20 protein-coding genes and 1 pseudogene are annotated in these 17,301 nt (G+C 41.4%); 2 read left to right on the top strand and 19 right to left on the bottom strand.

Features of this window, described 5'->3' with window-relative positions:
* Nucleotides 1-76: 76 nt before the first annotated feature.
* From FYJ75_RS14350 to FYJ75_RS10710, 9 genes are all read right to left on the bottom strand, one after another.
* Nucleotides 77-343 carry a SpoVG family protein gene (locus FYJ75_RS14350; RefSeq protein WP_195838993.1) on the bottom strand — a complete coding sequence of 89 codons (267 nt, stop codon included), beginning with the start codon at nucleotides 341-343 and terminating at the stop codon, nucleotides 77-79.
* A 13-nt stretch (nucleotides 344-356) separates the two neighbouring features.
* Nucleotides 357-716 carry a SpoVG family protein gene (locus FYJ75_RS10740; protein WP_154430448.1) on the bottom strand — a complete coding sequence of 120 codons (360 nt, stop codon included), beginning with the start codon at nucleotides 714-716 and terminating at the stop codon, nucleotides 357-359.
* 20 nt (nucleotides 717-736) lie between these two features.
* Nucleotides 737-1,762, bottom strand: coding sequence for a DUF5688 family protein (locus FYJ75_RS10735; protein WP_154430447.1), 1,026 nt, complete (start codon nucleotides 1,760-1,762; stop codon nucleotides 737-739).
* Complete coding sequence (locus tag FYJ75_RS14610; RefSeq protein WP_268878601.1) at nucleotides 1,755-1,889, bottom strand: hypothetical protein; 135 nt, start codon at nucleotides 1,887-1,889, stop codon at nucleotides 1,755-1,757. Before FYJ75_RS14610 ends, FYJ75_RS10735 begins: the two co-directional genes overlap by 8 nt.
* Before the next feature lie 68 nt (nucleotides 1,890-1,957).
* Complete coding sequence (locus FYJ75_RS10730; RefSeq protein WP_268878602.1) at nucleotides 1,958-3,247, bottom strand: ArdC family protein; 1,290 nt, start codon at nucleotides 3,245-3,247, stop codon at nucleotides 1,958-1,960.
* 19 nt (nucleotides 3,248-3,266) lie between these two features.
* Nucleotides 3,267-3,611: a hypothetical protein gene (locus FYJ75_RS10725; protein ID WP_154430445.1), complete on the bottom strand. Its 345-nt coding sequence runs from the start codon at nucleotides 3,609-3,611 to the stop codon at nucleotides 3,267-3,269.
* Nucleotides 3,601-4,944, bottom strand: a complete 1,344-nt coding sequence (locus FYJ75_RS10720) for a hypothetical protein (protein WP_154430444.1) — start codon at nucleotides 4,942-4,944, stop codon at nucleotides 3,601-3,603. The genes FYJ75_RS10725 and FYJ75_RS10720 overlap by 11 nt, the downstream gene beginning before the upstream one ends.
* A gap of 572 nt (nucleotides 4,945-5,516) precedes the next feature.
* Nucleotides 5,517-5,951: a hypothetical protein gene (locus FYJ75_RS10715; protein ID WP_154430443.1), complete on the bottom strand. Its 435-nt coding sequence runs from the start codon at nucleotides 5,949-5,951 to the stop codon at nucleotides 5,517-5,519.
* Between the two features lie 56 nt (nucleotides 5,952-6,007).
* On the bottom strand, nucleotides 6,008-6,358 hold the full coding sequence (locus FYJ75_RS10710) for a hypothetical protein (RefSeq protein ID WP_154430442.1): 351 nt from the start codon (nucleotides 6,356-6,358) through the stop codon (nucleotides 6,008-6,010).
* 1,093 nt (nucleotides 6,359-7,451) lie between these two features.
* Between FYJ75_RS10710 and FYJ75_RS10695 the strand changes: the two genes are divergently transcribed.
* A complete protein-coding gene (locus tag FYJ75_RS10695; protein ID WP_075680193.1) occupies nucleotides 7,452-8,672 on the top strand; it encodes an MFS transporter in 1,221 nt (406 codons plus the stop codon).
* Nucleotides 8,673-8,752: 80 nt separating this feature from the next.
* On the opposite strand, the pseudogene FYJ75_RS10690 reads toward FYJ75_RS10695, so the two are convergent.
* Nucleotides 8,753-9,463: pseudogene (locus tag FYJ75_RS10690) on the bottom strand (helix-turn-helix domain-containing protein); the annotation flags it as partial.
* A 60-nt stretch (nucleotides 9,464-9,523) separates the two neighbouring features.
* Here FYJ75_RS10690 and FYJ75_RS10685 point away from each other — a divergent pair.
* Nucleotides 9,524-9,937, top strand: coding sequence for a cysteine-rich VLP domain-containing protein (locus FYJ75_RS10685; protein WP_002575860.1), 414 nt, complete (start codon nucleotides 9,524-9,526; stop codon nucleotides 9,935-9,937).
* A gap of 375 nt (nucleotides 9,938-10,312) precedes the next feature.
* Here FYJ75_RS10685 and FYJ75_RS10680 read toward each other — a convergent pair whose 3' ends face one another.
* From FYJ75_RS10680 to FYJ75_RS10640, 9 genes are all read right to left on the bottom strand, one after another.
* Nucleotides 10,313-10,663: a hypothetical protein gene (locus tag FYJ75_RS10680; RefSeq protein ID WP_154430441.1), complete on the bottom strand. Its 351-nt coding sequence runs from the start codon at nucleotides 10,661-10,663 to the stop codon at nucleotides 10,313-10,315.
* A gap of 253 nt (nucleotides 10,664-10,916) precedes the next feature.
* Nucleotides 10,917-11,333: a hypothetical protein gene (locus FYJ75_RS10675; RefSeq protein ID WP_154430440.1), complete on the bottom strand. Its 417-nt coding sequence runs from the start codon at nucleotides 11,331-11,333 to the stop codon at nucleotides 10,917-10,919.
* 41 nt (nucleotides 11,334-11,374) lie between these two features.
* Nucleotides 11,375-12,376 (bottom strand): DUF6017 domain-containing protein, encoded by a 1,002-nt coding sequence (locus FYJ75_RS10670; protein WP_235907085.1) that lies wholly within the window; start codon nucleotides 12,374-12,376, stop codon nucleotides 11,375-11,377.
* Nucleotides 12,376-13,272 carry a ParB/RepB/Spo0J family partition protein gene (locus FYJ75_RS10665; RefSeq protein ID WP_154430438.1) on the bottom strand — a complete coding sequence of 299 codons (897 nt, stop codon included), beginning with the start codon at nucleotides 13,270-13,272 and terminating at the stop codon, nucleotides 12,376-12,378. Before FYJ75_RS10665 ends, FYJ75_RS10670 begins: the two co-directional genes overlap by 1 nt.
* Entirely contained in the window at nucleotides 13,265-14,047 is a 783-nt protein-coding gene (locus FYJ75_RS10660) for a ParA family protein (RefSeq protein ID WP_328596925.1), read from the bottom strand. Before FYJ75_RS10660 ends, FYJ75_RS10665 begins: the two co-directional genes overlap by 8 nt.
* Nucleotides 14,040-14,432 carry a plasmid mobilization protein gene (locus FYJ75_RS10655; protein ID WP_154430437.1) on the bottom strand — a complete coding sequence of 131 codons (393 nt, stop codon included), beginning with the start codon at nucleotides 14,430-14,432 and terminating at the stop codon, nucleotides 14,040-14,042. The genes FYJ75_RS10660 and FYJ75_RS10655 overlap by 8 nt, the downstream gene beginning before the upstream one ends.
* On the bottom strand, nucleotides 14,422-15,510 hold the full coding sequence (locus FYJ75_RS10650) for a site-specific integrase (protein WP_154430436.1): 1,089 nt from the start codon (nucleotides 15,508-15,510) through the stop codon (nucleotides 14,422-14,424). The genes FYJ75_RS10655 and FYJ75_RS10650 overlap by 11 nt, the downstream gene beginning before the upstream one ends.
* A complete protein-coding gene (locus tag FYJ75_RS10645) occupies nucleotides 15,482-15,712 on the bottom strand; it encodes a hypothetical protein (RefSeq protein WP_154430435.1) in 231 nt (76 codons plus the stop codon). The genes FYJ75_RS10650 and FYJ75_RS10645 overlap by 29 nt, the downstream gene beginning before the upstream one ends.
* 540 nt (nucleotides 15,713-16,252) lie before the next feature.
* Entirely contained in the window at nucleotides 16,253-17,206 is a 954-nt protein-coding gene (locus FYJ75_RS10640) for a DUF4062 domain-containing protein (protein WP_154430434.1), read from the bottom strand.
* Nucleotides 17,207-17,301: the final 95 nt, after the last annotated feature.

Genomic DNA, 17,301 nt, shown 5'->3' with positions numbered 1-17,301 from the left:
CCTTCTCCTAACACAAAAGACCGTCCCTAGTGGAACGGCCTTCTGCTGAAAGGAACATTTATGAACACAGTAGAAACTACTGCTCTTCACATATCTTTTCGTACTCCGAAATCACGACTGCTGTGATATCTTGTCTGAGACCGGAATCCATTGGAAAACAAATATCCTTAAATTCACCATTCGTATTTTTCCTACAAGGGAAGCCCACAAAGAGCTGACCTTCCTTATTAGTCAAAACACGAATCCCACAGACAACAAAATCATTATCCAAAGTAAAGCTTCCATAGGCTTTTGCAGAATCTTTGGGGTCAGCAAGTCTGAGTCTTACATCTGTTACTTGCATCCAAACGTCCTCCTTATCTGCTCTTTCCTCGTTTCGGAGCAGACTTTGCTTCGCTCTCGCCCTCGGTCTGGGTCTGATCCTTGGCCTGCTCCTCCTTCTGGTCCTGGGACTGCTTTTCCACCTGTGCCTGGTACTCATTGATAATGGCATCTGTAATCTTGCCATAGAGCTCTTTGCTAAGAGGAAAAGCAATATCCTCATACTCACCATTTGCCTTTTCTCTGGACGGAAAAGCCACAAAATTGTGACCATCCTTACTTTCCAATACCCTCACACCACGGACGGCAAACATGCCGTCGAGTGCGAAACTGCCAATTGCCTTTACCGCATTGTCAGTCTTTAAAAGATTAAGTCTTACCTCTGATACATCCATAGCTTTTATCCTCCTGCTACTTATCTGCTTTTACGTGGACGGCTGCCTTCTGTAGGTGCGTCCTGTGACATATTTTCAGCTCCTGCTGCCTTTTTGAGTTCCTCTAAAGAAACATCTGCAAGAGAGAGCTTCTTTGTTGCAGCTTCAAACTTATATACATGGTCTGAAAGCTGTTCCTCCGGTGCTACCTGACTACCATTTACCTCACGAACCATCTGAGACAACTCATCAGGAGTTCCAAGTTCAGAACTAACTGCGATTACCTCATGCACAGATGAAGGTAAAATATACAGATCCGTTCCAATCTTTTCACAAAGCTCTGAGAGAGCATCTTCATAAAACATAGAAGCTGCGCCATTTACATTGGACTTATTGGAAATGATATACATCTGCTGATTTGCAGGCATTTCCTCAAACATGATATTCATCATATCCTCATCCATTCCGTCCTTTGCAAAAATCTCACGCATTACCTCATTCATGGATCTTACCGTTACGGGAAGAATCTCCTTGGTATTTGCCATAGCCAGCTCATGAATCTGTTCCGCATCTACTCCCCAAAGAGCCATGTGCTCATTTCGGATTGTAATGGTTGCAGTGCCTTCTTCGTCTTTTCCAACCATTACCTTGTAGATCAATGAAAGGTCTTCTCTGTCCTTATGCGGAATCTGTGAAAGCAGATTAGCGTTACGCTCGGTATTTACTGCTACCATCACAATCTTGTCCTTTATAGATTCAAAGTGATTGAACTCTTCTGCCACATTACTGAATTCCTTTGGAACATCCAAATTCTTTACAACGATATCTCTGATTTCATCCATAAGATCATCAATGGATGCACCTTCTTCATATCTTTCAAAGAATTTGTCCATATACAAATTCGGTGCAATATTGCTGTCCTCAGGTCTGACTGTTACAGAGTGAAGAACAAGACCATTGTTCTTCTCTACCTCATGCTGTTCGATATGAACACCTTTAAGACGTTCCGGAAGGACCTCCGGTAATGTCATCTCCACGTAGTCACAAAACTCGTTGAACTTAAACATGCTTTTTCTCCTTTCCTTCTTTGTCCTTGATTGCAGCAAAGAGAGTATCGTATAAAACTAATGCCGACTGGCTTCTCTCCTTCTTTTCGCAATCGATTGATAAGTTACATAAAGTTACATAATCCATAATCTTTATCCTCTCTTTCTTTAAATTTTTTTGGATTATTTCCTTACATTTATCATTTGGTTCAGTTGCTACCCCATTACTATTTTTTTGAAAAATTTATCTGGTTTTTTTCTGACCGCCAAACAAGGTTCTGCAATATCCAATGCTGGTGCTTCCCCAACAACTTCTATATCTGGGAAAAGCTCTGCTAATTTACCCAACATTTTCATCGCCTTTGGGTTCTCAATAATCTCAGAGTAATACTGCAGCATGTCATAATTTGCTACTCCCCTGTTAATAACATCACATTGGGTAATTTCTTCTCCCGTTTTTTTATCAATTAACTGAATACCTATTGCAGGAATATACGAATACATTTCCTTAGGTATAGATTCAAAAATCCCCTTTGCTTCTTCAGCACTTTCAATTTTCTCTGTATAACCTGCCATAGAATGAAATTCACTGCATTCAGCAACTGTAAAATAAACTTCTACATCAGAATCAATATCCGTAGACTTTTGCTCGTGCTTAAAGACTTCCTTCATATAGGAATCAATATCCGACGTAATCTTATCTGCCGTCTTTTTAATAAGTTCCAGATTATCTTTAAGTTCTGAGACTTCTTTATCTTTGCTCCATCCCGCAATATATCCAAAGCTATAATCCGATGTATCAAGTCCAAGCATCCCCGCTACCCAAAAAGCTGTACTCTCTGCCTGTACCTCCTTTGTTTCCTTATCTGTTTTGTCATCCTTACTTCCATGCCCATAAGTAGCGTGGGATATTTCATGGAGCATGGTCTTTATGGTCTGTAGCTGACCCATGTCTTTTTGCACTACAATCTTTCCAGCATCCGGTGAATAATATCCGTTTGCATTTCCTGCGATATCTTCAAAGGAGATGGGTACCGGACTAATTGAAAGCAATGCCTCTTTAATATGCTCATAGTCTTCTACAGAATCATTTAACTGATTTGCCAATGATGGGAGTGGCTCTCCCTCAGTCTGAGATACATCAAACACATAGCATGGACGAAATGACTTAAACTCTCTTTCCACCTGCTCCTTAGCCTGTGTACCATCCTCATTTAAAACAGGATGATGATCTGAATCATACAAAGGTTCTTCCACTTTGATCTTGCTTTTAATAGGAGCAAAAATCATAATTCCGGATTCTCCCTTCATGACATTGCGGTTAAACTCATTCCATTTTTTGTATCCACAGACAAAGCTTGCACCGGGGCACTGCGAAGCAATCAAAATACAATTATTGATACTGTAATTTGGAAACTTTGACATAACCGCTATGTACTCTGCCCATTTGCCAGATTCGTAAATCTCTTTTACACCGTCTACCAATTTTTCTTGTAAGGCTGACATTTTCTCTTCTCTGGATTCTTTATTTCTTGGCACGATCTTCACCTCCCTTCCACTTGTGGTCAGATTGACCACAAGTCTGACCATCTGTAATTTCCTTTTTGATATCTTTAAGAGATTCCTGGATATACAAAACATCTTTAGGCTCGATTCCCTCTTTCAAACAAATCGCCTTTAGATGTAAATCCACTTGGGATAGAACCTCCACCAAATGTCTTTGCTTCATGGAATAAGGAATGACCTTTTTCTGTCCGGACAAAAGATACCGAATATATTCGGAACGGTTCATCCCCAGCTCCGTTCGTAAATCATCTATCCTCTTTAGATCCGACTCCGACACGGATAAAAACAGCTTTTTATTTTCCATTGTCGTCACCTTCGCTTTCCTCAAAGTGCGAAAGCGCACTTTCTTCATCAATAGGCATATGAGCCTCTGGAATATTCGATACTTCCTTTACAAACTTAGGAGTCTCGATATCCTCCTTTTCTAACTTGTGGTCAGATTGACCACAAGTTGACTTCCACTCCAAAAGTTTCACCAATTTTTCTGAAGCCTCATCCAAACGGACTTCATTTAGAAGTAATACAAATTCCTCTAACTCTTCCACAGGCATCAACTTGAAACGGCATGTTTTTCCACAATAATCTGCTGTCACATACCAGTCTCCACAAAGCAGTTCTTTCGCAGCCTCCATCTTTATCTGTGCCTCACTCGACATCATGATCTGCTGAAGGAATGCTCTGACGGTTTTATAATTTCTGTATTCTTTGGGTTGTTCCAAAAGCTGGATTACAGAATCTGCATGTATCCCATATCTTCCAGCTAGGCGAAGTAATTCCTCCATCTCCGGATCATCATGGAAATACCAGAATGCATATGTCGCCAGCTTTGCCTGATTAGATAAGCTCTTATTGGATAGAAGCAACTGGACAGACTTACTGCGGTTTGCATCTAAATCACAATTCTTCTCCACTAAAGCCGGAGCTTCCTTTTCATCCTTTAGTCTTTTGATAAAAAGCTTCCCTGCCTCAAATGGTTTACATATCCAATGGATATAATTGCTTTCTGTAAGTTCCTTGTCTGCGGAATCTGAAACATCAAACATGCTATTTAAAATCCCACCATCATTACTAAGACTACTTACCTGATCCATCTGCATCTCAGGAGTCGCCAAGAAACAATTCTCCGCTAATGCATCCTTTGGTTCGGACTTTACTGAAGCCGGTACCAACACCTTACTGTCCATACAGGAAATGATTGTGGAGGCTGCTGCCTTTTCTTTTTCTTTCTGTAGCTCAAATATCTTTTTTTTCAAATCCTTAATCGTTTTTTTCGCATTATTATTTTGATCCTTCATGTCCTGGAACTCCTTCGAATGGGAATTCGTAATTGATACAATGGAATCCTCCGGCTTTTGCTTTTTCTTCGTATGAATATCTGCCTCCAGATGAAGTGCCTGACAAAACTCCAAAAGGAATCCGATTAATGCCGGTTTGTCCAGCTCCAACTTTTCATCCTTATTTAAAGAAATATATTTCAGGTCTCCGTCTGCTGCCTTTTTGCTATGTTTAGCGGCATTTCTCGAAGTCATGCTGTTTGTTAGATACTTTGCAACTTCATTAGGTGTACACGGCCCACGTGATAAACATTCATAAACCCCCATATAAGTCACAAAGTTATTGAATATCTGCGTATCCATAAATTTACGCTCCTTTCTCTTCCTTCTAAATATCATTTGGTTCAGTAAGGAGACGATTACTAAAAATGCGCATAAAAAAAAGACATCAGAGATTAATTCATCTCCAATGCCTATGTACCCAGCCTAGGTATTTCACTTTTGCCTGCCTTGGGTAACGTAATTTTATCACTAAGAACAAATGTCTCTTTTTCCCCACCCTGGGTCAGCTTTAAATCCAGTAAATTCAACGCTTCCCAACCAAGGTAATCTTTTACACACCTAAGGAACTTGATACTACAAAATTATTAACAGGATACGCCTAAAGTTGCATAAACTTTACGCGCCAGATTCCGTGCTCCAACGTCGCCCGCTGTAGGGTATCCCTACCACCCATATATTACACAAAAGATTCTCCACCAACTTGTGGTCAGATTGACCACAAGTTAATCTACCCTACATGTTGACTGCAGGAACCCACGGATGTGCTGAAAGGCAAAAAGAAAGGCCCCGACTCTCAGGTAACTACTACCCGAAAATCGAAGCCTTTCGCTTCATCAGCTTAGCACATCCTAACCTACAGTAAACATGTGCAATTATTCATCATCTTCATAATCTTCGTTCGTCAAAAGTACAGCTGGAATATACTCCGTCTTTGGAACCATTTCTTTAATAAGATGAAAATATTCCTTGAAATACTCACTCGGGCAAAAGAAATTTACAGACTCCCGATGCTTATCCTCAAAAGTCGCAATAATTTCTGTCGCGCCTAAATCCGTGGCAAATAAAATATCCGTGCTATAAAGATATTTCGGTGTCATCTCAGCGACACGCTTAAATAACTGCTTAAACAGCGGACTATCCGTAGAATAAGACCACTTCCTCGCTACATTTGTTTCTAAGTTGCTATCCGGGTGCGGTTTATATTCGTACTTTATAGAAGTTTCCGTAATCGTCACTTTATCCGTAAAAGCCTCATCTATAGGACAATATCCGGATTCCCCTTTAATAACAATTCTTACAATCTCCATCAAAGCGCCCCTTAAAAGTCGAGTCACTTGTGGTCAGATTGACCACAAGTTCCGATTTATATCTTCCCTATAATTTCCAAATCATCCAATGATGATAAACCACGTTGCTGACACCATTCCAAAGCAAAAAGCCTTACACCGTTCTTATCTAAGAAATCATATTCATCGTTAAGTTCATCAACTTCTTCCTCAGATGGAAGTAGAATAAATCTGCCGCTTTTATCCTCTCGAATAGCTTTTTCTAAATCTTCATCCGCCACATACTCTGGGATATCATCAGGATTATCCGGAATAGCTGCTAACTTCATATCTTCAAGATCCAGATACTGCTTCCATCCATCTGTAGCCATATCTAATGCTTCCGCAATTAAAGATAATGGTACTAGGTTCAATCGTTTTTCCACCATAGGTTTCACCACCTTATACATTATTCTTTAAAAATCACATTAGGTCAGTTTACAAGGAACTACACGCAGACCGTGAAACGGGCTGCTGACAACAAACGGCGCTATGCTCCCGGCTGGGTGCATAGCACCTGTTTGTTGCGGGGGTTTCCAAAGGGGGCAGCGCCCCATTTGGCACACGACTTTGCGGAGCAAAGTGTAGTGTGTTATACGCTCTGTCGGCGTTGCCCTGAAAATACCGTTGCCGCCGGGGAGGGCAAGGGCATTTGACGCGGCAGGAAAGCAGGGCTTTGTTTGGGGCTGGTAAGCCGGAAACAAAGGGCTGATTTCAGCAGCAGACAGGGCGTATTATGAAAGCCCCCGTCCCTCGTCCTCCGCCCCCGGCCTATGGGACAAAAAGTCCCAAAGCTCTGGACACCGTGACCAGATGTGTGGCCACACTCCGGGAAAAGTAGCAGGACGGCAGGAAACCGTCAAGGCTGAAATGAATGGGCTGACGCCCGGCCTTGACCGTTCCCCGCCGCCCCGCTGGATGGGTGGACAAGGTGGCCAATCCCTAAAAGTGTTTGGCCGCACTCGTTCATTTTGGGGCCTTTCTTCTCCCAAAATTGAAATGGGCGGGAAAGCCCTAAAATGGCTTTCCCGCCTTGATTACCCATTAGCAAAGACGGGCGAGACTGTCAACGGCGGCGCTGAAAGCGCCGTTCATCTTGACCGTTGACTGGCTCGCCTGGCTTTGCTACTGCCCGTAAGAGATGGAAAAACAAGATGGAAAACAAGGTTAAAAATGGTTGACAAGTCTATCGGATGTGTGTTATACTGTGCGACAGTTTGAGATTGGAAGGAGGCTTACGTGTGTTAATTTGTGTACGCTAATAAGCAATAAAAAGTAGAAGTACCTTTCCACATGATGGTGGGCTTTTTTTGCGTGCGTATGCAAAGGAACACGTAGGTTTGACACGAGCAGTCTTTGAACTGTATCGTGGTGTTTTTTCGTGCTTTGTTGTTATGCAGGCGTCTGCCCTCTCTGTGGGACAACGCCTGCTTTTTATTGCAGAAACAAAGGAACAATGCAATAAAAAAGGAGGTTCGCATTATGACCCAAAACAACAATTCATGGAGAAAAACTTATTTTACACTTCTTGCCGGACAAGCAATATCCTTTATTAGCAGCGGTATTTTGCAAATGGCCATTATCTTTTATTTGGTTGCGAAAACTAATTCTGCAATCATATTGACGGCGGCAACACTGATTGGATTTTTGCCGCAAGCCTGTTTAGGCCCGTTTGCAGGTGCTTTTGTTGACCGGCACAGCCGTAAAAGCGTAATGATTGGTGCGGATTTGATAATTGCCGCCGCTGGCGGTATTCTGGCGCTGGTGGCGTTTTACATGGAATTGCCCGTATGGTCTATTATGGTTGTCCTGTTAATCCGAAGTGCGGGAACTGCTTTTCATTCTCCAGCATTCAGCGCAGCAACACCTATGATTGTGCCAAAAGAGGAACTTACAAAATGCGCTGGTTACACGCAGACCATGCAAGCAGTAAGTGCGATTATCAGTCCAGCTGCCGCAGCGTTTTTATATGCTGTTTGGCCTCTTAATGCAATTATATTGTTAGATATTGTGGGTGCAATCCTTGCCTGTGTGACTGTTGCGATTTCGTCCATACCAACGCCTGAACTATGTCCAGAAACGAAAAGACAACAGTTTTTACAGGATATGAAAGAGGGGTATGTGGTATTAAAGCAAAACAGGGGCCTCTTTGCTCTGCTCTGGATTGGTGTAATTTATATGTTCTTTTATATGCCAATCAGTACGCTTTTTCCTCTCATCTGTATGTCATACTTCAAAGGAACACCGGCCCATGCCTCTGCCGCTGAAATTGCTTTTGCGGTTGGTATGCTGCTTGGCGGAGTCATTCTGAGCATTTGGGGCGGTTTTAAGAAACGGCGGTACACCATCGGTCTTTCCGTTCTCCTGATGGGCGTTAGCATTATGCTCTCCGGGCTTTTGCCGCCAGACGCATTTCTTGTCTTTGTTGTGTGCTGTACTGTTATGGGAATTTCCGCTCCATTTTACGGTGTGCAAAATGCGATTTTTCAAGAAACGGTCAAACCAGAATATCTGGGGAGAGTTTTTTCTCTACTGACAAGCGCCGCTTCCCTCGCCATGCCGTTTGGCCTTGTCATTTCCGGGCCTCTGGCGGAGCGGCTGGGAGTTGAGAAATGGTTTGTCATTTGCGGAATTGGCATTATCATCGTTGCGCTTGCCGTATTTTTACTACCCGGTTTGAGAGAGATTGACAATACGCAATAATCAACTGCACCTTTTTCTATTACTAAACAAAATGCCTGGATGGTGGTTCTGAAAAACCAGAACCGCCGTTCAGGCATTTTTTATCTTCGTCCTCTCTGCGGTTTTGGATTCTTCAGCAAGTCGGATTTTTCCGCAATCTTTTTCAGCCACTTCCGTTCTTCTACTGACAGCTTCCTAAAATTCAGCTTGAGCCGTTTGCAGATAAACGCCAAGTACGCTTGTTCCGTGTCGCTGTCCTGGCTGACGATTTCACCAGCAGTTTCCAGCATTTCTTTTAGCGGGTTATCCTCTGGGACGCTGAAAAAATCGTCCTTGTGTGTTTCCCGCAGAGCAAGGGCAATCCCGTTTATGTCCCGTTGTATCACATAGCGGCAAAACTCGTCCTCATCAATATGGGCGGTGATAAGCTGTCTTAACTGCGTATCACTCATGCCAGGATTATGCTTTTTTATAACAGTTGCGCTCATCGTGTCCACTATGGCGTTTGCACCCTGCGCCTGTTTCAGTGCCGTTCCGTTCACATAGATTTCAAGGTCAGCCATCAGCCGGGGGAAATCCGGGTGCGCCGCCAGCTCACACAGCAGGGTATTGTCTATCCTCCCGCTTTTCAGCAGGTCAATCATTTCATCACTCAAACGCAGGTCTGCAAGATCGGCGTTTGGGTGATTTTTCATTTCAGACAGCCCCAGCAGATAATCAGCGGTCACACCGTAAAACTTCGCCAGCCGGATAAGGGCATAGTGGCTGATGTCCTTGAAGTCTTCCGTTTCGTAACTGCCCAGCGCAGACTTGAGTTCATCGATGGACAAGCACCTTGGAAACAGAACACGCCAAAGAAAACGGAGGGACGCATGAGCAAAAGACCCTATCAACACCTGCCGCCGCTGGAACACAGGCCGGACGGCTCCCCCTACCGCATAACCCCGCCCCAGAAGAGACGAGCCAGCGGCCTGATACGCCGGGAGTGCTGCAACTGCGAGGACGGAAACTGCCTTGCGCTGGACGATGGCGACACCTGCGCCTGTCCGCAGATGATTTCGTTCTCCGTCTGCTGCAAGTGGTTCCGCTGGGCGGTCTTGCCGCTGGACAGGACGCTGGAAGCGGAGATTTACCGGGACAGGGACTTGAAACGCTGTGCGGAGTGCGGCGGTGTGTTCGTCCCGAAGTCCAACCGGGGCAAATACTGCCCGGACTGCGCCGCCAGAGTTCACAGGCGGCAGAAAACAGAAAGTGAACGGAAAAGGAGGTCTGCTGTGGACAGTTAAGAGCGGGAAAAGCCTTGATTTGCAAGGCTCCGCAAGCCCTTATCCTTCATACAGCAACACTTTTTTACGCTTTCGCGTAATTTCTTACGGCTGTATTTAATTAAATAAATAAAAAGTCATAATATCAAATATCATGACTTATACGTTAGCATATTTATTGTCCATTAATCAGGACACATATAGAATTTAAAAGAACTTTAAATGAATTTTTAAACCTGAATTTTTAAATGCTTGTTTTTGCTTGCAACTACGATTGCAAACTAGCATTTACTTTTGCAAAGGCTTATATTGAAGATGCCTTTGTTTGTCTTCCATTTGTGATAACTATAATTCCTTGCTTGAATACCAGTACCGTCAAGACCGTACGATTGAGAATTACAATTCTCCACGGTTCGCCATATCATATATTTGATTAATAACTTCGGGAGAAACGCTTATATCCAGTACATCACCATCGGTCTCATTATCTCCTGATAAATCTTCTTTTTTGACGAACTCGCACGTTAATTCCACCTGCTTCTCTTCAACTCTGATGGGATTTCCTTCTTGGTCAAAGCTTCCACCTATCGCTTTCCAAACAGCATCGCATAGTTGCTTTGATTGAGAATTTGCCCTTTCTACTTGCTCGGCAAAATAATCCATTTCAGCAGACTTTTCAAGTATATTTAGTTTTCCATCTTGATCAAAATCAAAGAGGCCATCATACATTCCTGACTCATTTTTCATTTCATCCATCCCCCAAAATTTTTAATCATAAAAGACGATTCTACCATTTACTCTTACCTTAATAATCACTATCTTCTACTCTCCCAAAAAAGTGTCAAAACGAAGTTTCCTTCATCTTGACTCTAATATAATTCACAAGGTGGGTCATATATACCCCACCTTATTATTTTTAAGGAATTTAAAGGAATTTAAAGATATTATATCCGCACCCATCTGTACTGTTCGTTCTGGTATCTCCTACATCTCCCATATTCTATTCATCCACTCTTCTAATCGTCGGTTTATACGTTTTCTCCTGCAACCACGGCAGAGTTGCATTGATCCAGACAGCAAACTCTACCAAAATAACGATAATCAGAGCTATTCCTTTTAAAATGATTCGCACAATATTGTTTCCGATATGATTCAGCGGTATCCAGGCTGTCAGTGTGTAAATCACCACTCCTGCAATACACGGAGCCACTGCAATAAATGGCTTTAGGCTTACATACAGATATAATGCAATAAACGCAACCGTATAAAATGCCACTATCCAAAATCCAGCTTTCGGAAAGAGTTTTTGATGAATCGGAATACTCCAAACAACCGCCGGGACTATATTAATAAATGGAAAAACATAATTCTTTTCAATTTTTTCATGCTTGTCTGGCACGATAACATATTTTGCCATAACATCTACCTCTCTTTACCCTTCAATTATAAAGGATACCCTTAATAACTGCCATACATATCATGGTTTACCTCAGCCGTATAGTAATTACTAATGGTATTCGGTGCATTATAAAGAGCAGTAATCAAATACGCCCTGATGTTAGATACCTTTGTGGTATTCTTCTTCATGCAGCCAATGACATATTCCAAATGGCTGGAATTCAGCTTCAGAAACTTCCCCTTCACCAGATTATAAGGGTAGTCTTCTCCGCCAATACGGATTGTCTTCCTTGGCACACATACCACATCACAGATCAGCTGATAAAGCTCCTCATACATATCCCGGTCTGACCACTGCGTGCTGCTCATCATGATATCGTAATCAATGTTTTCACGGATAAGCTCCATGTATGCCGTCGTCTCATCCATCGGTTCCATCTTTTCTGCTGATAGAATGATATGATTATTATCACTATGATCAGTATTTATAAAATCATTATTATTCGGGTCCACTTTTTGTACCACCGGTTGTCCATTTTCTTTACCTGTACCAGTCTTAGAATCTGACTGGGCTTTTGAATGTACCGGTCTAATATCTGTACCGGTATTATTTTTATCCTCGTCATTTTCCGCAGGTACATCTTTTTGACCCGTACAATTTTCTGACCGGTCTAATGCTTCCACTTCACCCTTTTCTTCGGTTTTATCGCAAGAAACAAAGTTTTTGACATAGATAATATTTGCAAGACCGCTACGCTGAACCATATCAATAAGTCCAATCGCCTGCAGCTCTTTCAGCAATCCCACAGCGGTCATCTTGCTACAATTCAAATCTTCCATGATGCTTTTCACCGAGTATTTGATATATACACGATTTTCTTCATCAAACCATCCGCTTCTGGCAGAAAGCCCCATACGGTCTAACATAAGACCGTACAGAAGCTTTGCGTTATTTGATATATCTTTAAATCTCGAATCTGTAATCAGAGCTTTAGGCAGACGATAGAACGTAAACTGCTCTGCTTCCTGCCCATAGTAAAATTCCAGCTCCAGCCTCTCCATTAAACTTCCCCTTTCGATTTCCATTCATCAAGAAGCTGAAAAATCACCTTCTCAATATCCTCGTTGCTCATATCCGGTGTGAAATAGTCATCCAACTTCTTCTGGTTAAATACAACTTTACGTGGTTTAGGTTTCTTCTCCGATAAATAATCTCGAAGAAAGTCTTCATTAAAGTATCCTTTTTTGCTTGCTTCCTTAATCTTTAATGTCTGCTCACCCGATAGCGACACTTTCATATCCGTTATCACCGCATATACAATCTCCTGCTCTTCCGGTTTGATAAACGACAGATCCAGCCCTGCTCCAAGGCTCAAACGCTTTTCATCTACCATATGAAGCAGATTCTCATTTAAACTTGCGATACAGATTAATCTCTGAATCGTCTTCTGACTTTCTCCCATTTCTTCGCTCATGGTTGCAAGCGAACGGCCATTTCCACCGCCCTGGTGCTTCATAGCTTCATACTTCATCTGATACGCCTTGGCACGCTCACTGATCAAAATATCATCACGTTGTATATTCGCATCCACCATGATCACGGTAGCTTCGTCATCATCACAATCCTTTACCATAACAGGCATTGTTTCTTTGCCTGCAAGCTCAGAAGCGCGCTTTCTTCTGTGACCGGAGATTAGTTCATAACCACCCTCTCTACGAGGTCTTGCAATAGCAGGAACGAGCACGCCGTATTCTTTGATAGACTCCACCATTTCTTCCATGCTTTCATCATCCACTACACGAAAAGGATGGTTTTCAAAGGTATGTAACTCTGACAAAGGAATATCTACAATCTGAGCTTCTCCCTTTATGGCATCCACACTTTCACTGCTTTCCACACCAAACATATCATCATAACTGGAAAGTTTGATTTTATCTCCGAATCCTCTTTTACTCATAATCCAATACCTCCTCTACAATCTTCATGTAAGCTAAAGCTACTTTTCCATTTCCATCATATTTATAGATGCTAACACCTTCCGCAGAGGCCTCTGCTGCCCTTACAGACATTGGGATCACTTCATCAAAGATATGGATACTGCTTCCATAATGTTCATATAAGACTTCCGTAATCTCCCTGGCATAGACGGTTCGATAGTCTACCATAGTAATAAGAATCCCCATAATATGAAGTTTCTGATTCATCTTACGTTTCACGCGGCTGATAGTCTTTAATAGTTGTTCTAAGCCCTTAATAGGTAGATAGGCAGCCTGTACGGGGATAATAATCTCATCTGCAGCTACAAGAGCATTTAAGGTAAGCTGACCTAAATTCGGAGAACAATCCACAAGGATATAGTCATAATCATCACGGATCATATCTATATATTCCTTTAATGTAGTCTCAGAGCTCATAATCCCTACCAAGGAAGTTTCTACACCAGAAAGCTCAATATTAGCAGGAAGAAGGTCGATTCCCTCTTCATGATGGATAATCCCTGCGCTCAGATCGAAATCTTCCTCGTTTAAAACCCATTCCATGATATTTGCTAATGTCACTTCCAACTTATCCGGTTCCGGAAATCCGAGTGCCTCTGTAAGAGATCCTTGTGGATCGTTATCAATGACAAGTACCCTCTTTCCTTTACTTGCCAATCCTACTCCCAGATTTACTACAGACGTGCTTTTTGCTACCCCACCTTTTTGATTTGCACAAATAATTACTTTACTCACGATAATGTCTCCTCTCTAAAAACTTATCTGTTTTTGCTTTCTTCTTTGAGTCCTTTGCATCTGCTTCTGCCTTAAATGCTTCCAGAATCTCTAACATTGTCCGAATCGGTGTAAACAGTTCTTCATCCACCGGAGTGATTTCATCTATCCGTTGTAATTCGCTTAAAATCTCCTGCAATTCCTTACGGAAGTTTACAAGCATTTGTGGATTCCCTTTTGCTTCCACTTGGTTATGTAATACCGCATCCAAAACATAATCCTGCTTGGTTCCATATCCCAGTAGTCGCCACCGCTTATCCAACTCTTTCCGTTCTTCAGGAGAACAACGGTATGCAATGGTTTCACTTCTGTATCTGCCCTTTGGATCATTATTCCTAGCTGACATCGAATCCCTCCCTCCACTCTTCATCTAATGCTTCTGCCATTTCATCCTGAATAGATGGCATCATATGAGCATAACGATAAGTGATTTCTGCACTCTCATGGCCAACACGATTTCCAATTGCCACAGCCGAAAATCCCATATCTATAAGAAGAGATACATGGCTATGTCTTAAATCATGAATACGGATACGCTTTACACCGGATTCCTTTACTCCTCTGTCCATTTCATGGTGCAAATAAGATTTTGAAAGGACAAAGATTCTATCTGTGCTCCTAATCCCATAGATGCTGTCTAAAAAATCCTTCATCTCCTGGGCTACTACCTTTGGCATAGATATCACACGGATACTCTTCTTCGTTTTTGGCTTCGTTATGACATCCCTACCGCTAATTCTCTGCAATGATTTGGTAATGGACATCTTATTACGATCAAAATCGAAATCACCGGGAGTCAGTGCCAAAAGTTCTCCCATACGGATACCACACCAATACAAGAGTTCAAATGCCATATAGGAATAGGTCTTATTCGCCATTGTTGGTATGAACTGCATGTACTCGTCCTTCGTCCAGAACTTCATTTCATCCGATTGATGTTGTCCTAAAGGTCCTGCAATAACAGCCGGGTTCCTTGGCAGTTCATAATATTTCACTGCGTGATTAAATATTGCTGAAAGCTCCGCCTGCATCTTTCGAAGGTATGTCCCTGAATACCTATGCCCGTCCTTATCTGTGCTCTCACGCATCTCGTTCTGCCACTGGACGATATCCCTTGGGGTAATGTCACGCATGATCATATCTTTAAAGTAGGGCAAGATTTTCAGATACACCACATACTCCTTGGACTTCCATGTGTTCTCTCTGACCTGCGGTCTGACATCTGCCTCATATCTTTTCCAGAAATCCTCAAATGTCATATCAAGGCTGGCTGACTTTTCCAAAAGGAAATGCTTTTCCCAATCTAAAGCTTCCTTTTTTGTTTCAAAACCTCTCTTACACTTCTTTACCTTTTTCCCTGTCCAGTCCGTGTAATAAAACTGGGCTGTCCACGTATTACGCTTCTTGTCTTTCGTTGCCGGCATGTGTCTCCTCCTTTCCCGGTTCACAGACTCCATAGAAACGCTCCTCAAAATACTTTCTACTTACCTTACCCGGAATAACCATGTATCCCTGCTCGGTAAGTTCCTTATTGAGCTGACGCACTACGGAATACGCCTTTGATTCAGAAACACTAAGTGTCTTCATAATGTCTTTGACTGAAATAAAAATTGTATTGTCTACCATGTTTACTACCTCCAAAATAAGTTCTTTTATCTTTCTAAAACTCATTTGGTTCAGTTCAGGTGCCATTACTAAAAACCAGCCAAAATTTTTTATTTTTTTGGAAAATATAAGATGAAAAACAGAATAGAAATTAGTTCTCGGACGATTCGCGATATTTACCTTTTTATGATTTTTAGAATCATTTTAGAATCACGACGAAAAAAAGGCCCGAAACTATGCGATTTTCACATAGTCTCAGACCTTGAAAATACTGAATTCTAGGGATTTACCTCTAAACCACTTCGGGTCTACTCAAACTCCCTACAGGTTAAGTTATTTCCTGTGTTTGAGTCGATTTTTGCTTTCAGAAACAGCGTCTTCTCGTCTATTTCTCTTTATTATTTTCAGTTTTCAAAATTTCAGGTATCATTCGGGTATCACGAATGGGTATCAATGTGCCCATTTGACTCTGGTCTGGAAATATACAAGAAATATGATACTCCTCTATACTTCACCAAAATACAACCTTTTAGCGTTTCTTATAAGAAATATTATTACTATCTAATTCAGCTTATTCATAATATCTCGTCCCAAATCTGTCAATCTTATCATTTCAATATCTTCTTTTCCAATATAACTTTCTATCAAGCCCAATTGCTCAAATTTATTTCTAACTATCAAAGCATCTTGTTCATCAACATAATATCCAGGTTGAAAACCACTCACAGCATCCCTGAATTCAGCTAGTTTTTTAATTCCTGTAAGTCTTAATGAAACAAATTTAAATAACTCGTCCATTGTAGTTCTAATTTTCTTTTTATCTATTCTAGTATTAGAAGTAAAAATCAAAACCTTCTCAGTATAGTTCAATATAATCTCCTTACCATAAAAATCTTGCTTCATTTTTTCTTCTTTAACAGCACACGAAGCACCAGATGTATGATTCTTCAATTCTTCATTTTCTTTACGTAGATATTCTATTTCTTTTACTAGTCTTTCCTTTTCCTCATCATTCCCTCTATGCCATCCTGGTCTTTTTATCTCACTTTTTGCCTGCATTATAGCAATTGCTACTTTTCCAAGCAAATCTGATTGATCACGCCAAATACTCGCTAATCTATTTCCCATAGCCTTGCTCTTAAATTCTGCCAGTTTACCCCTTTTTATATCATCCGTTTCAACTTTCTCAGCATCTAATTCCACTGAATCATCTAATGCAAACACAAGAACGGGAATACCTTTATCTATTGCATAATTATATTCCATTTCTGTATAGCTTATACCTGTCTTTTCGTTAACTGAACCATATCTCTTTCCTAAAATCAATATATAGTAGTCACACATATCTATGACCTTTTTTATAACATTAAACTGTTCATCATCCGTTGCCACAAAGTTCTCCATTCCTGCCGGAATACAGTCTGCCATTAGCAAAATATCCAATACTTTCTTTCGTTCTTGTAACAGATCAGAATATGTTGAACTAATAAAAACCTGATACTTTATATTATCCATAAATTCACTTGCCTCCTTCATCATGTGCATCTCTATTCTATAATAGTTCCAAGCATATTTAAAAACTTTAGCAGCATATAATATATAAAATCATA

Source organism: Roseburia porci, from assembly GCF_009695765.1.
Taxonomy (GTDB): domain Bacteria; phylum Bacillota; class Clostridia; order Lachnospirales; family Lachnospiraceae; genus Roseburia; species Roseburia porci.
The sequence above is the reverse complement of the archived record's forward strand: the minus strand, read 5'-3'. Positions and strand labels throughout refer to the sequence as shown.